14 protein-coding genes are annotated in these 15,298 nt (G+C 61.4%); 12 read left to right on the top strand and 2 right to left on the bottom strand.

Annotated features, from left to right (window positions below):
* Positions 1–87 precede the first annotated feature (87 nt).
* Both J5Y06_RS21170 and J5Y06_RS21165 read left to right on the top strand, forming a co-directional pair.
* Positions 88–1,362, top strand: a complete 1,275-nt coding sequence (locus J5Y06_RS21170; protein ID WP_209337194.1) for a CaiB/BaiF CoA transferase family protein — start codon at positions 88–90, stop codon at positions 1,360–1,362.
* On the top strand, positions 1,359–1,784 hold the full coding sequence (locus J5Y06_RS21165) for a PaaI family thioesterase (protein WP_209337193.1): 426 nt from the start codon (positions 1,359–1,361) through the stop codon (positions 1,782–1,784). The genes J5Y06_RS21170 and J5Y06_RS21165 overlap by 4 nt, the downstream gene beginning before the upstream one ends.
* A gap of 55 nt (positions 1,785–1,839) precedes the next feature.
* Here the strand turns inward: J5Y06_RS21165 and J5Y06_RS21160 are convergent, their stop codons facing one another.
* Positions 1,840–3,606, bottom strand: coding sequence for a hydantoinase B/oxoprolinase family protein (locus J5Y06_RS21160; protein ID WP_209337192.1), 1,767 nt, complete (start codon positions 3,604–3,606; stop codon positions 1,840–1,842).
* The gene (locus J5Y06_RS21155; RefSeq protein ID WP_209337191.1) at positions 3,606–5,624 is read right to left on the bottom strand and encodes a hydantoinase/oxoprolinase family protein; all 2,019 of its coding nucleotides are present in this window, start codon (positions 5,622–5,624) and stop codon (positions 3,606–3,608) included. The genes J5Y06_RS21160 and J5Y06_RS21155 overlap by 1 nt, the downstream gene beginning before the upstream one ends.
* A 261-nt stretch (positions 5,625–5,885) precedes the next feature.
* On the opposite strand from J5Y06_RS21155, the gene J5Y06_RS21150 reads away from it, so the two are divergent.
* From J5Y06_RS21150 to J5Y06_RS21105, 10 genes are all read left to right on the top strand, one after another.
* Complete coding sequence (locus J5Y06_RS21150; RefSeq protein WP_209337190.1) at positions 5,886–7,088, top strand: acyl-CoA dehydrogenase family protein; 1,203 nt, start codon at positions 5,886–5,888, stop codon at positions 7,086–7,088.
* Positions 7,088–7,864 carry an enoyl-CoA hydratase/isomerase family protein gene (locus J5Y06_RS21145; protein WP_209337189.1) on the top strand — a complete coding sequence of 259 codons (777 nt, stop codon included), beginning with the start codon at positions 7,088–7,090 and terminating at the stop codon, positions 7,862–7,864. Before J5Y06_RS21150 ends, J5Y06_RS21145 begins: the two co-directional genes overlap by 1 nt.
* Positions 7,865–9,064 (top strand): CaiB/BaiF CoA transferase family protein, encoded by a 1,200-nt coding sequence (locus J5Y06_RS21140; protein WP_209337188.1) that lies wholly within the window; start codon positions 7,865–7,867, stop codon positions 9,062–9,064.
* Positions 9,064–10,188 (top strand): thiolase family protein, encoded by a 1,125-nt coding sequence (locus J5Y06_RS21135; protein WP_209337187.1) that lies wholly within the window; start codon positions 9,064–9,066, stop codon positions 10,186–10,188. Before J5Y06_RS21140 ends, J5Y06_RS21135 begins: the two co-directional genes overlap by 1 nt.
* A complete protein-coding gene (locus J5Y06_RS21130; protein WP_209337186.1) occupies positions 10,185–10,589 on the top strand; it encodes a Zn-ribbon domain-containing OB-fold protein in 405 nt (134 codons plus the stop codon). Before J5Y06_RS21135 ends, J5Y06_RS21130 begins: the two co-directional genes overlap by 4 nt.
* Before the next feature lie 51 nt (positions 10,590–10,640).
* Positions 10,641–11,858 (top strand): ABC transporter substrate-binding protein, encoded by a 1,218-nt coding sequence (locus J5Y06_RS21125; RefSeq protein ID WP_209337185.1) that lies wholly within the window; start codon positions 10,641–10,643, stop codon positions 11,856–11,858.
* A gap of 81 nt (positions 11,859–11,939) precedes the next feature.
* On the top strand, positions 11,940–12,830 hold the full coding sequence (locus J5Y06_RS21120; protein ID WP_209337184.1) for a branched-chain amino acid ABC transporter permease: 891 nt from the start codon (positions 11,940–11,942) through the stop codon (positions 12,828–12,830).
* A complete protein-coding gene (locus tag J5Y06_RS21115) occupies positions 12,817–13,863 on the top strand; it encodes a branched-chain amino acid ABC transporter permease (RefSeq protein ID WP_209337183.1) in 1,047 nt (348 codons plus the stop codon). The genes J5Y06_RS21120 and J5Y06_RS21115 overlap by 14 nt, the downstream gene beginning before the upstream one ends.
* Positions 13,860–14,585, top strand: coding sequence for an ABC transporter ATP-binding protein (locus tag J5Y06_RS21110; protein ID WP_209337182.1), 726 nt, complete (start codon positions 13,860–13,862; stop codon positions 14,583–14,585). The genes J5Y06_RS21115 and J5Y06_RS21110 overlap by 4 nt, the downstream gene beginning before the upstream one ends.
* Positions 14,582–15,298, top strand: coding sequence for an ABC transporter ATP-binding protein (locus tag J5Y06_RS21105; RefSeq protein ID WP_209337181.1), 717 nt, complete (start codon positions 14,582–14,584; stop codon positions 15,296–15,298). Before J5Y06_RS21110 ends, J5Y06_RS21105 begins: the two co-directional genes overlap by 4 nt.

Genomic DNA, 15,298 nt, shown 5'->3' with positions numbered 1-15,298 from the left:
CGTACCTCACAGGCGACACTTTCCTCGTGACAGCTCCCGCTACGATGCTAAATTACGAATGATAAGACCAATCGCGAGGAAGCTGGCTTGAGACCCGTTGATCGGTTACCCGAGCCGAAGCGTCGGGATGCAAGCAAGCCGCTCGCGCTTGAAGGGCTCCGCGTCATCGACTTCACGCGCTTTCTAGCGGGTCCATGGTGCACGCAAACCCTAGCTGATTTGGGCGCCGAGGTGATCAAGGTCGAGAGCCCCGGCGGCGGCGACGGGACACGGGCCTTTACTCCACCCGAGATCGGTGGCGAAAGTCCTTATTTCTTGGGGCTCAACCGCAACAAGAAGAGCATCGCCATCGATATGCGCACGGCTTCCGGAAAGGAGATCGTGCGCGACCTGGTGAAAGCTTCCGACGTGGTGGTGGAGAACTTCCTTCCAGGCGCAATGGAACGTCTCGAACTCGGCTACGAAGAGCTAAAAATTCTGAACCCGGGGCTGATCTACTGTGCCGTGAACGGCTATGGCGCCAGCTCGAGCCTTGCGGATCAGCCCGGCTTCGACTCCGTATTCCAGGCCGAAAGCGGTTTTGCGTCCCTGACCGGCGATCCCGATCGCATGCCGATGCGCACGGGCACGCCGATCATCGACATTACTGCGTCCATGAATGCAACCATCGCCATTCTTGCAGCGCTTGCGGCGCGCGAGCGCCACGGGATGGGTCAGCGCGCGGAGGTCACGCTTTTTGATACCGCCGTTGGTCTGCTCGCCTACCACGGGATGAACTACCTCGCGTCAGGCAAGGATCCGTTTCGCCAAGGCAATACCGCGCCTGTTTCAACACCAATTGGCATGTTCGCCACCAAGGATGACCGCGCAGTCTACATCAGTTGCGGCACGCAAAAGAGCTGGGAAGATCTCGCGATCAGAATGCTGGAGCGGCCTGACCTCGCACAGCATCCGCGTTTTGCGCACCACCGCGACCGCAACGCCAATCAGGCCGAGCTCATGGCCCTTCTCGAGCAGATCTTCAAGGAAAGGGAACGCGACCACTGGGTGGAGCGCGCCCGGGCGGCTGGCGTGCCGCTGGGCGCAGTGCGCAGTGTCGGGGAAGCGTTTTTTTCGCCCTTTGCCGCCGAGCGCGGCATCGCGACCAAGCTGCACCACCCCGACGGCGATGTCGTACCGAATGTCAGCGCACCGTTCTTCTTCAGCGAAACGCCGGTGGTGGATCCGATCGCGGCCCCGAGGCTCGATGCGGACCGCCCCGCCGTTCTTCGCGATGTGCTTGGCTACGCCGACAGCCGTATAAAGGACATGGAACAGCAGGGCGCATTCGGCGCGTCGTCTCAACAACAGGCCAAATCATGACCACGGAAGCTCAAGATCGTGTCACAGCCATTGCCCACAACCAGCCGCCGTTTGCGCAGTGGCTGGGACTGAAGGTGACGCATGTCGAGGCAGATCGAATCGAGGCGCAAACAACCGTGACGCCGGAGATGGCTAACCGCAACGGCGTTATGCATGGCGGGGCGGTCAGCGGGTTGATCGACAATGTCGGCGGGACTGCCAGCTTCATCAACCTTGGAGAAGGCGAGGGGACGTCCACGGTGGAAAGCAAGACGAACTTCTTTCGACCAATCAGCATCGGCGATACGATCCGCGTGATCGCCGAGCCACTGCACAAGGGCCGCAAAACCCATGTCTGGCAGATCAAGGTTTTGCGGGGAGACGGCAAGCTTGCCGCCATAGGAACGCAAACTCAGATTATCCTGGACAAGTTCGAGCGCTGACACCCGCCTCCCGGCCTAGCGGGAGGCTTCATGTTCAGCGAGGATCGACGTTCGATCAGCTTGCGCGGGCAAGCTGCTCGCTGCGGGCGCGAAGCGCGTCGGTCGCGGCCCTGTCGACCTTGTAGCGCTTGCGTCCTGACTTCAGCGCGGTTTCGGTGACCACCGCGCCGTAGGTCTCACGCGCCGATTTGGGCGAGATGTAGCCGAGGTTGAGGTCACGCTCGATCGCGTCCGTGTCCCGCTCCAGCGGATTGCCGAAGCCGCCTCCGCCGGGCGACGCCGCCGAGAGTGTGTCTTCCTTCAGGAGCTTCTGCTTTTCGAACTTGGAGCGCATCGGCAACGCGACATCCTTGCCGCCCAACTCTAGCCTGACGCGGCTCGGCGCCGCGCCCTTGCCTCCGGCGATTCCGAATGGCACGTGGTCCATGCGGTCGCCGAGGGCGGACACCACGCATTCTGATCGCGCTCTGAACCTGTATTGCGTGCCGCAGCCGCCGCGATATTTGCCGGCGCCGCCAGAATCCTCTCGGATAGCGAACTCGTCGAATTGAAGGGGGTAGCGATGCTCCGACATTTCGATCGACATGAAGTTGGCCATGGAAACCGGTGGCGTGCCGTTCACGAGGCCGTCGCCGCGGAAATGGCCGCCATAGCCGCCCGGATAGGGAAACACAGCCACGAAGTAGCTGCCGGTCTCGGGTTGGCGTCCGCCTACCGTGACAACGCCGACCGTGCCGAAGGCAGGGGCTGGCGTGCGCTCAGGTATGGCCTGCGCCAAGGCGCCGATCACCACGTCGAACACGCGTCCGATCGGTTCAAGATAGCCGGACACAGGGGAAGGGTAGGCAGCAGAAATGATGGATCCGTCCGGGATGGTGAAGGTGGTCGGCCGGAAGGCGCCGCCATTCACCGGCACGTCGGCAAAAATGTGCTTGAGGGCGATGAAGCAGGTCGACTGGGTGGTAGAGCGCGCGAGATTCAACGGCCCTTTCGCAGCCGGATCCGATCCGGTGAAGTCGAAATGCATGGACGAGCCGTCCACGGTGAGCGCAAGCTTGACCTTGATCGGTTTGTCTTCGATGCCGTCATTGTCGAGAAAATCTTCGTAGTGATACGTGCCGTCCGGGATCTCCTCGATATAAGAGCGCATCTGCGTTTCGGAACGATCGATCATCTCGCGCACGCAAGCTGACAGCGTTTCGCGGCCATAGCGGTTGATCAGGGCGTCGAGGCCGCGACGGCCAACGGTGAAGACGTTGGCCATGGCGAAGAGGTCGCCCTCGATCTGGCTCGGCAAGCGGACATTGGTCGTGAACATCGCGACCAGCCCCTCGTTCAGCTTGCCTCCGTCGTAGAGCTTGACCGGCGGGATCAGCATGCCCTCCGTGTGGATGTCCTGTGCCTGCGGCGCCCAGCCGCCCGGTACGCTGCCGCCGATATCCATCCAGTGGCCGGTGGAGGCAAGCAGCGCAAAAAGCTCGCCATCTACGAAGTGCGGGGCGATCAGCACGACGTCCTGGAGATGCGTCCCGCAGCGGTAGGGATCGTTGAGGATCCAGGTGTCACCCGGCTGGAAGCCGCCATGCCCGCGCACATGCTCGATCAGGTTCTGCACGGTGAACTGCATGTTTGCGAGAAAGACCGGCAGGCCGAACCGTCCCTGCGCGATGGTTTCACCCGTTTCGGCATCGAAAATGCCATGGGCGCAGTCATTGGTTTCAGAAATGATCGGGGAAATTGCCGCATGGATAAGATGAAGGTCCATCTCGTCCGCAATCTGCTCAAGAGCGCCTCGAACGACCGCTAGGGTTACCGGATCCATCAGACGAGCTCCACCAGAAGGTTGCCGTAAGCATCGACGCGCGCCGTCATGTTCGGTTCAATGACGGTAGTCGTGTCAGCCTGTTCGATAATCGCCGGACCTTGCACGATCATGCCGGGCTCAAGCGTGGCGCGATCGTGGATGGCGGTGTCATGCCATCTGCCGAAATGCACCTGACGGGTGGCGACTGGCTCGGGAGCCGGTATCTCCTTTGGCACGGGGAGATCGCGCTGCTTGTGTTCGCGCACGCCTTCCACGACGGTGCGCAGGCTGACGACTGTGGAGGGAATGTCGCCGAGCGTATTGCCGTATTCGTGGCGGTACGCTTCCTCGAAGGCTTGGCTGATGCGCTCTGCGTCCCAGCCGTGCTCGATCGGCACGCGCAGCGTGTGGATCTGTCCGACATAAGCCATCTCGGCGAAATGCCGGGTCGCGATCGACTTCACGGAAACGGACTGCGAGCGAATCTTCTCCGCACCCTCCTGTTCCTGTTCGTCCAGCATCTGCGCGAGCTCGCCGGCATCAAGAGAAGCGGTCGCGCGCGCCACCGTGCGGGAGATGTCATAGCGAAGGTCGGCCACCACGCACCCCATTGCGCAAAGCACCCCGGGTGAGGGCGGAACGAGCATGGTCTTGATGCCGACCTCACGGACGATCGCCGCCCCGTGGAGCGGACCAGCGCCACCGAAGATCACCAGCGCGAAGTCACGCGGATCATAGCCGCGTTCTATGGACAGAAGCCGCGTGCGGCCAGCCATGTTCTGGTTGACGACCGCGAGAATGGCTTCGGCTGTATCCTCGATGCCGAGCCCGATCTTGTCGCCCAGTCGCTTCATCGCAGCGCGCGCGCCTTCTACATCCAGGCGCTTCAGGTTGGTGAGGCCGATCGGATCTTCCGCGTTGATGCGCGAAAGCACGAGATTGGCGTCCGTGACGGTGGGCTCTGTGCCGCCGTGGCCGAAGCAGACCGGGCCCGGACGCGCCTTGGCGCTCTTAGGGCCCACCTGGAGGATGCCGCCGCGATCCACCCAAGCGATCGATCCGCCGCCGGCTCCGATCGTGTGCACGTTGATCATGGAAAGGCGCAGCGGGACACGGAAATCGAGATTGGTGGATGGCGAGATTTCCGGTTCGCCGTCGATCACCACCGCCACGTCGAAGGAGGTGCCGCCCATGTCGCCGGTGATTGCCCTGTCGAAGCCCGCTTCAGCAGCAATACGGGCCGCGGCGGTGACACCGGCGGCTGGTCCCGATCGCACCACGTGGGCGGCACGTGAAGGCAGTTGCGGTGCCGGCACCAGGCCGCCATTTGACTGCATCACCAGTGTTTGCCGTTCGAAGCCCCAATCCTTGAGGCGGCTCAGAAGATTGTGCGAATAGCGGGTGATCAGCGGTTGTAGGTAGGCCTGAACGGCCGCCGTCGATGTCCGCTCGAATTCGTAGTATTCGCGGATAACGCTGGAGGAGGTGACGATTTCCCAATCAGGGCCAATCTCCGCGAGAATGGCCGCAATGCGCTGCTCGTGTTCGGGATTGGCGTAGGAATGAAGGAGCGAAATCACTACCGCTTCGACATCTTCTTCCTTGATCGCTTCGCCGACCCGGCGAACTTCGACCTCGTCGAGGTCAACCAGCACTTCGCCCGTGTGATTCAGGCGCTCCGTCACCTCAAAGCGACGGTCGCGTGGGATCAGGGGGTCCTGGAGGCCGGTCAACCCGTAGAAGTGAGGACGATCGCGCCGCCCGAGTTCCAGAACATCACGAAAGCCCTTGGTGGTCACGAGTGCTGTGCGCGCGCCTTGCCGCTCGATCAGCGCGTTGGTCGCGATGGTCGTGCCGTGCAGTATCAGTTCGAGATCGTTCTTTGGCACTTCCGCTGTAACAAGCGCGTTGACTAATCCGTCGGATGGGTCATGCGGCGTGGACGGTACCTTGCAGATGCGATCTGCATTGATGCCATCCGTGGAATAAAAAAGGTCGGTGAATGTCCCGCCCACGTCAATTCCGACAAGCGCCACGTTTTCCTCCGCTTCTTGTCTGTTGCGCGCCGTGCGGCGGATGAAGTTTCTGAGCAGGATACAAGCATGTTCCTGCCGGACCATCCGGGGCTGGCGTCCGGACCTTAATCTTCACCACGATAAACGGTCAAGAACTTTGGTCTGATAATTCTTTTCCATTATGGTCTGATGTTTCGTTGACATCTTTTTCTCCGTCGTGGATGATCTGATGCGATCGTTGAGGGCCTGCCCTTACCATGCACCAAAGCCAAGCGGACGAAGATGGATCACGCACAACAATCGATGCAGGACGGAGCCGGCTGGGAATTGCCGTCAGACCTGGTCATGCTTCGGGAAACAACGCGCCGTTTCATGGAACGCCATGTGATTCCGGAGGAGGACAAGCTCGAGCACGACGCTTATGAGTTGCCTGCGGAAATCGAAAAACAGCTTCAGGCGGAAGCGCGCAAGCTCGGCTTGTGGTATGTGCAGACGCCTGAGGAATGGGGCGGTGCGGGCCTGTCCCTGTTGGGACAATGCGTGGTGGCCGAAGAGTCGGCCAAGTGCCGGATGGGCGCCTATATCGCCGCGTGTGGCGCCTTCGGCTTCGATCCGCCTAATATCATCTTCAAGGGCACACGCGCGCAGATCGAGAAATACGCCGTTCCGCAGATCGAGGCTGGCGAGAAGGCTTTCGTGGCGATCTCCGAGCCATCTGGTGGCTCAGATCCGGCGCGCTCCATCCAGATGCGGGCGGATCTCAAGAGTGATCGGTATGTGCTGAACGGCACCAAGGTCTGGATCTCCGGTGCCGGACAGGCGAAGTGGGGCGTCGTTTTCGCCCGCACGGGTTCGGAAAAGGCGCGCGGCAATATCACGGCATTTATCGTTGAAAAGAACTCGCCCGGCCTGTCGCTGACGCGGATTCCCGTGATCCGCTCTTATTCTCCCTATGAGCTGTCGTTCCAGAACGTCGAAGTGCCGGTGGAGAACCGCATTGGCGAAGAAGGTCAGGGCTTTCAGTTGGCAGAAACCTGGCTCGTTCATGGCCGCGTTCCCTACGCTGCCGCCGTGATCGGCATTGCCGAAGCTGCGCTGAAGCTGGCGATTGAGTGGGCGAAGGATCGCGTCGCCTTCAAGTCGCCGCTGGCCGACAAGCAGGCGATCCAGTGGATGATCGCCGATTCCGAGATTGAGATCCGCGCGGCCCGCTTGTTGACCTACCAGGCCGCAGCACGGGCTGATGCAGGGCTCGACATCAAGATCGATGCTTCCGTTGCAAAGGTCTACGCGACAGAAGCGGCTGGTCGCATCGTCGACCGCTGCATCCAGATCTTCGGCGGCCTCGGCGTCGCGCAGGAAATGCCGCTGGAGCGGTGGTATCGCGAGTTGCGCATCAAGCGCATCGGCGAAGGACCGTCCGAAGTGCACCGGATGGTTCTAGCGCGCGATCTCCTGGGCGGACAGAAGAAGAGTGCCGCCTGATGGCGATCGATTTCGAGCTCAGCGACGACGGCGTCGCACTTATCACGATCAACCGACCTGAGCGGCTGAATGCGATGGACGCCGAGCATTATCAGGCTCTGTCCCAAGCTTGGCAGCGGGTTCGCGATGACAGCGATGTACGCGTGGCTATCATCACTGGCGCTGGTGAACGCTCCTTCACGACCGGCGCAGACATCAAGAGCTTCCTGACCGCACCCGCTGGTCTTGCCGAAATGTGGCTGACGCAGAAAGACCAACTCCTCAATCGCGGCCTCGAAGTCTGGAAGCCGATCATCGCTGCGGTCAACGGTTATTGCCTCGGCGGCGGCATGACGCTCCTGATGGCGACCGATATTCGGATCGCCTCCGAGACTGCGACATTCTCGCTGGCTGAAGTTAAGCGCGGTGTCATTCCTGCCAATGGGGGCACGCAGCGCATCCTCAGCCAGGTCCCGTATGCCATCGGCATGGAAATGCTGCTGACAGGCGATGGCATTGATGCCGTCAAGGCGGAACGCTGGGGCCTGATTAACAAGATCGTGCCGCAAGCCCAACTTCTGGATGAAGCGAGGCGCGTTGCGTCGCAAATCGCTGCTAATGCGCCATTGGCGGTTCAGGCGGCTAAGGAGCTTGCTATCCGGGCGCGTGAAATGCCGCTGACCACCGGTTTGCGCCTGGAGCAGCTTACCAATCGCATGCTGGGCTTCACCGAAGACGCAAGGGAAGGCCCCGCCGCCTTTGCCGAGAAGCGCAAGCCCAATTTCAAGGGTGCATGAATGACAGGACGTGCTCTCCCGCTCGAAGGCGTCACCGTCGTCGATCTGGGGCAGATCTACAACGGCCCATACGCCACGTTCCTGATGGCGCAGGCCGGCGCGCGTGTCATCAAGATTGAGCCGCTGAACGGTGAGAACATGCGCCGCCGCGGCGCCGTCGGCGGAGCCATGGTGCCTTTCGCCATGCTGAACTCCAACAAAGAATTCGTTTCGCTCAACATCAAGTCGGCCAAGGGCAAGCGCATCCTTGAGCAGTTGGTGGAAAAGGCCGACGTGCTTCTGGAGAATTTCGCGCCGGGCGTGATGGATCGTCTCGGCCTTGGCCCCGACGACCTCTTCAAGATCAATCCTCGCCTGATTTATGCTGCAGGTTCCGGCTTTGGCTGGTCCGGTCCTTACCGCGATTACCCCGCGATGGACCTCACCGTACAAGCGATGTCGGGCATCATGTCGACCACCGGCTATCCCGACCGTCCCCCGGTCAAGGCGGGTCCGGCCGTCGCAGACTTTTCTGGGGGTGTGCATCTTTACGGCGCCGTGGTCACTGCGCTGTTTGAGCGCGAGCGGACCGGCGAAGGACGCTTCGTCGAGGTTGCGATGTTTGATGCGGTTTATGCGGCGAACTCGTCGGCACTCGGCCTTTATTTCGGTTCAGGCGGCGAGGCGCCGATGCGCACCGGCAACCGCCATTCCGGCATGGCCGAAGCCCCTTACAACGTATACCCGGCCGCCGACGGCTACATCGCCCTGATCTGTGTCAGCGAACAGCATTTCACCTCGCTTCTGGAAGCCATGGATCGGACAGATCTCGCATCCGATCCGCGCCTCGAAACGCTGAAGAGCCGCGTCGCCAATATCGACTTCGTGGATGAGGTCGTGTCTGGCTGGACCGCTAAGCGCACCCGCGACGATCTATACGAGAAGCTGCGCAAGCACCGCGTGCCGTGCGCCCCGTTGCGCGATCTCGGCGAGGTTGTGCATGACCCACATATGCACGCGCGCGGCATGCTGCAGAAGGTTGAGCATCCCTTGCTGGGCGAACTGGTGCTGCCCACCAGCCCAATGCGCTACCGCGACGAACCGGAGCGGAAACTGAAGCCATCGAAGGCGCTTGGCGCTGATACGGCCGAAGTTCTGGCAGATCTGATCGGCTTCGATGCGCTCGAGGTCGAGGAACTCCGCAAGGAGGGTGTGGTCTGATGCGCGGCAAGGCAGTTATTGCAGGCATCGGCCAAACCGCGTTCGGCAAGGTGCCAGGGCGCTCCACGATCTCGCTCAACATCGAGGCCTGCCGCAAGGCGGTGGCCGATGCCGGGATCGAGAAAGGCGCGGTAGACGCTCTCCTTGTGAAAGTGCCGACCTCACGCGTCGAAATGATGTACGGGCAGACCCTCGCGGAGGCCATGCAACTTCGTCCCCGTTTCGGTGGCGTTTTCGATCAGGGCGGCGCCTCCAACATCTCCATGATCGCCATTGCCGCCATGGCAATCGAGGCGGGCCAGTGCGAAGTGGCGCTGGTTTCGCTTGCTGACAACCCACGCACGGGTTCGCGCCATGCCTATGAGAAGGTCTGGGGTGACGATGCGGACTTCGGCTGGTCGAGCGTGGTTGCTGGCTATGCCATGATCGCGCGGCGCTATGCCCATGACTACGGTAATATCGATGACGTGAATGCGGCGATCGCGATTGCCGCGCGCAAGCATGGTGCGGCCAACCCCAACGCGCAGCTCAAGCTGCCGCTGACCCGCGACATGTATGATCAATCGCCCTGGGTGGTAGAGCCGCTGCGCCGAGACGACTGCTGCCTTGTTTCGGATGGCGCCGCCGCTGTTGTGGTGATGTCGGCTGAGCGCGCCCGCAAGCTTGGCATCAAAGCACCGGTGCCGATCCTTGGTTTCGGGCAGGGCAACACGTCGGATGCCGTTCCGCTGCGCGAAGATCTCACCACGACCATGGCGGGCGGGTCGGCAAAAACCGCATTCGCCATGGCGGGGTTGAAGCCCAAGGACATCGACGTCGCGCAGATCTACGACTGCTTCACGATCACGGTCCTGATGACACTGGAAGCCTATGGCTTCACGCCGAAGGGCCGGCTGCGAGACTTCATAGAAGAGGGCGGCTTCGAGGTCGGCGGAAAGCTGCCGCTGAACACTTCGGGCGGCCTGCTTTCCGAAACCGGCATGCCTGGCCTGCAACTCGTGCTGGAGGGCGTGCGTCAGATGCGCGGCACTTCCACTAGCCAAGTGCCGGGCGCACGGAACTGTATCGTGTCCAACCAGGGAGGGATCATGCACACGCATTCGACGCTGATCCTCGGCCAATGAGCAAAACGGTTGAAGCACCGGCGTCGACGCCAGCCGAAACGCATCGAGCGGCGCTCGACGATCGCCGCCTGACCTACCAGCGCTGCCGGTCCTGTGAACAGGCCTGGCTGCCCGCGCGCGAGGAATGTCCCAAATGCTGGTCTTCGGACTGGGTTTGGGAAGAAGCGAGTGGAAAAGCCGAAGTGGTGAGCTGGGTGGTCTATCACACGGCTTTCGACAAGCGGTTTGCCGGCCACCTGCCTTACAATGTTGCGGTTGTTCAGCTCGCTGAGGGACCGCGCATGGTCACAAATCTCATCGACTTGTCGGAAGGAGAAGACGTCATCGGCCAGGCCGTGACGTTGGCATTCGAGGAGGAATTCGACCGGCCGCTGCCGCGCTTTAAGCTGCGGGGGCCGTGAACTAGAGGGTCATCCGCCTGCTTCGGTGCGGGCTTTTACTGGGAGGTAGCAATGATGATCAGCAGACGCATTTTTCTCGGTACCGTGCTTGCCGGCACCATGCTTGCAAGCGCTCCATCCTGGGCGCAGGAAACCTTCAAGGTCGGCGTGATCAATCCGTTTTCCGGCCCCACTGCGCTTTACGGTGATGAAGTCACGCGCGGCTACGAACTCGCCGCTGACGCCGTCAACAAGGAAGGCGGGATCCTCGGCAAGCAGGTCGAACTCATCCGCGGCAATGCTACTGCACCGCAGGAAGGCATTGCCGCTGTTGAGCAGCTTGCCGGCCGTGACAATGTCGATGTGTTCATCGGCACCTACCTTTCGGCGGTGGCCCAGGCTGCTTCCGAAGCAGCGCTCAATTACAACAAGCTTTACTGGGACACCAACGCGCTTGCCGCCAACCTCACCGAGCGCGGCCTGCCGAACTTCGTGCGATCAGGTCCGTTCTCGCAGTCCTTCGCAGATCGGTCGGCTGAGTTCATCACCGAGCTGGTCGCCAAGGAGCTTGGGAAACAACCTTCGGAACTGAAGGTGTGGATCGAGCACGAGGAGTCGATCTACGGAACCTCGATCGCTGACCGCCAGAAGGAAGCGCTGGAAAAAGCGGGCGTACAGGTCGTTGGCGTTGGTGCCCACAACTTCAAGGCCATCGACCTGACAGACTCGATCCTGCGCGCCCGGGATGCGAAGCCGGACGTTTACCTCAACACGGGCTATGTACCGGACGGAAACCTTCTGCTTCGCACCGCCCGCGACCAGGGCTTCAAGCCCGCTGCGATGGTGTTTGTTGGCACCGGCGATACCAAGGAGACGCTGGAAGCAATGGGCGAGGCGGGCGTAGAAGGACTTTACGTCGTTTCCTACCCGCGCCCCGACATTTCTGAGGAATTCGGGCCGGGCTCGTCAGCCTATCTTGAGGCTTACAAGGCGAAGTACAACGCCGAACCGCTTGCGCCGCAAAGCATGGCCGCTTTCGTCGGCTTCAAGATGATGGCGGAAGCCGTCAATGCCGCGGAAAGTGCCGAGCCTGAGGCGGTGCGCGCTGCACTGGCCGAGTTCGACAAGCCGGAGAGTAGCTACGAAACCGGCTTCGGCGTCAAATACAACGAGAACGCGCAGAACACTCGGGCCTTCCCCACTGTTGTCCAGTGGCAGTCGGGCAAGCCGGTGACGATCTACCCCGTGGCGGCTGCAGGCGAGAACAAGACCGTCAAAGCGGCACAGTAAGGACGCGGGATCGCGCGAGTGCTCCCGGCCACTTGAGGCTGGGGGCACGTTCCAGAGGTATGTCCGAAACAGGAGACGCGCGTGTCATCCTTGCTGAACATCATCGTGGTCGGCTTGCTGCTGGGAGGCATCTACGGCCTGGTCAGCATGGGGCTGAACCTCATCTTCGGTGTCATCCGGATCGTCAATTTCGCCCAGGGCGAGTTGGTGATGCTCGGGATGTATGGCGCTTATGTGTGTTATCTGTTCATCGGGCTCGATCCATACCTTTCCATCTTCATTGTCGTCCCGGCGCTGTTTCTGTTCGGCGTGATCATGCAGCGCTTCATCCTGCAGCCGCTGCAGAATGAGCCCATGATGCAGATCTTCGCGACGTTCGGCCTGCTTCTCCTGCTGCAAAACGTCGTTCTCGCCGTGACGCGCGGGCAAGGCTACACGGCGCCCTCGAAGCTTTCCGAGTTCGTGATCAGCGTCGGCCCCCTTAACATCAGCGTGGTTCGCCTTGTGGCGCTGGTTGCCGTCACGGCTGCAGCTCTGTTCCTCAGCTGGTTCGTAAAGAACACCATGGCCGGGAAGGCTATCCGCGCAGTGACGCAGGACCGGCGCGCGGCACGCCTGATGGGGATCAATGTCGAGCTCGCCTTCATGTTGACGTTCGGCGCCGGTGCCGCACTTGCGGGCCTCGCGGGCACCCTTCTTGCGCCCATCTACACGATGTCTCCCCAGATCGGCGGCAACTTCATCATGGCCGCCTTTGCTGTGGTCGTGCTTGGCGGGCTCGGCAGCGTTTGGGGCGCTTATATCGGGGGCTTCATCATCGGTTTGATCGAAGCCTTTGCTGGCTACTACCTCGATCCCGCCCTGAAAACGGCCATCTGGTTCCTGGTCTTCATCGGTGTGCTGATCGTCAAACCCGGCGGCCTGTTCGGTATCGCTGGCGCAGAGGAGGTCGGTCTCCGTGAGCAAAACTGATACCATGTCCGGAGTGACTTCCACCCGGGACGAAGGCGGCGCAGTTCCGCCCGGGATCACCACCTTCAACACCGAGCTTTTGCGCATTGCGGGAATTGCCGTCGCGCTGCTCGCCGTCACCTGGGTCTATTCCGGCGACCCGTTCATCTTGAACATTATGGCACAAACCTTCTTGTTTGCGGCTGTCTCACTGAGCTGGAACATTATTGGCGGCTTCGGTGGCCAGTTCTCGCTCGGGCACGGCGTGTTTTTTGCGATCGGCGCGTATACGACCGCCAATCTTTACATCAACTGGCAGATCTCACCGTGGCTGGCGCTGATCCCCGCTGCGATCCTGGCGGCGCTGGTCGCGGTGGCCGTGTCCTGGCCGACCTTTCGCTTGCGCGGCCCCTTTTTCAGCATCGCAACCATCGCGCTGAACGAGGTGGCTTTCGTCCTCGCGAACTATTTCGGCAGCATCACCGGTGGTCCGCGCGGCCTGACGATCCCCTTCAAGGCGGGCCTGGAGAACATGATCTTCACCAGCCGCTTCCATTCCGTGCTGCTGATGCTGGGTTTCCTGGTGGTCTGCCTGATCGTTTGTGCCTGGGTGTTTCGCAGCCGGTTGGGCTATTACCTTCAGGCCTTGCACCTTGATGAAGATGCGGCGCGCGCAACCGGTATCCGGGTCCTTCAGGTTAAGCTTGTCGGCATGGCGATCAGCGCCGCGCTTACAGGCATCGGTGGTGCGCTCTTTGCCATGTATCTGCGCTTCATCGATCCGCCAACGTTGCTCAGCCTGCCGGATATCGGCGTGAAGTTCGCGCTGATCGCGCTGATCGGCGGGGTTGGCACGCTCTATGGGCCGCTGGCGGGGGCGTTGCTGATCGTGCCGCTGGAATCACAGTTGCGCGCTGGCCTGAGCGCTTCGGTTCCAGGCGCCAATCTCATCGTGCTCGGCGCCATCCTCATCCTTTTCGCGTTGTTCATGAAGAAGGGAATCGTCGGGCTGGTCATGCAGCTTTGGGATCGCTTCGGAAGGAAGAGCCAATGAGCGAGCCTATCCTGTCTGTGGCCGGGGCGACGAAGAAGTTCGGCGGCTTGACGGCCGTCAACAATGTGACCATCGACCTGCAGAAGGGCGATCTCCTCAGCATCATTGGGCCAAACGGCGCAGGCAAGACCACCTTCTTCAACCTGCTGACCGGGCAGCTTGAACCAACCAGCGGAACTGTCTGCTTCAAGGGCCGGGACATCACCCGTTTTTCGCCGCAGCAGCGGGCGCAGATCGGCTTTGGACGTACCTTCCAAATCTCCAAGACGTTGACTGGTCTGACAACGCTGGAAAACGTGCTGGTCGGCGCGTTCCTCAACCGCCCCAGCCTGACCAAGGCGGCGAAGCGCGCGGCGGAAGTGCTGGATATTGTGGGGCTTGGCGCTCGCGGCCGCATCAAGGCGGGAACGCTGACCTTGAGCGAACGACGGCGGCTCGAAATTGCGCGTGCGCTGGCGCTGGACTGTGAAATCCTGTTGCTCGACGAAGTGATGGCCGGGCTGAACCAGACCGAGGTCGACAACGTCATCCATCTGGTGCGACGACTTCATCGCGAAGGGCTGACGATCCTGGTGATCGAGCACAATCTCAAGGTCGTGCGCGCCTTCGACAGCCGCGTCGTGGTGCTCGATTTCGGGACCAAGATCGCCGACGGCATGCCTGAGGAGGTGCTGTCGGATCCACAGGTCGTGGAAGCCTATCTGGGAAGGAAGCGGGCATGAGCGCGATGCTGCAGGTGCGCGACCTTGTTGCGGGCTACGGCCAGGCCGTTGTGCTTGAGCACGTCGACTTTACGGTGAAGCGGGGCGAGGTTGTCGCTGTCGTCGGCGCCAATGGTGCCGGCAAGACAACCCTGCTCAACACCATTGCCGGCGTCCTGCAGCCATTTTCCGGCTCGATCACCTTCGATGGCACGGATATCACTAAAACACCGGCGCACGCTTTGCCGAAGCAGGGCCTGGTGCTGGTACCGGAAGGCGGACGCTTGTTTCCGTTCATGACCGTCGAGGAAAATCTGGAAATGGGCGGCTTTTCGCGGCGCAAGGCCAGCGACTTCGCCGACAGTTTGGAAGAGGTCATGCAGCTTTTCCCGATCCTGAAACAGCGGCGCGCCCAATTTGCCGGACACCTGAGCGGCGGCGAACGGCAGATGTGTGCGGTGGCGCGCGCCGTGATGAGCCGGCCGAAGATGATCATGCTCGACGAACCCTCCGTCGGCCTGTCGCCGAAGATGGTGGGCGAGGTGTTTTCGCTTGTTGAAAATTTGGCGCGCACCAAGGGCATCACGGTCGTCCTTGTAGAGCAGAACGTGCAGGAAGCACTGGAAGTCTCTGATCGAGCCTATGTACTCGACCATGGTCGGTTCGTGCGCAACGGGTCTTCCGCCGAACTCGGCGGCGACCCTGCCATCCAGGCCGCTTACATGGGACTTTGA

The organism is Tianweitania sediminis (genome assembly GCF_017813335.1).
GTDB lineage: Bacteria > Pseudomonadota > Alphaproteobacteria > Rhizobiales > Rhizobiaceae > Tianweitania > Tianweitania sediminis.
This window is presented reverse-complemented; position numbering and strand designations above follow the sequence as displayed.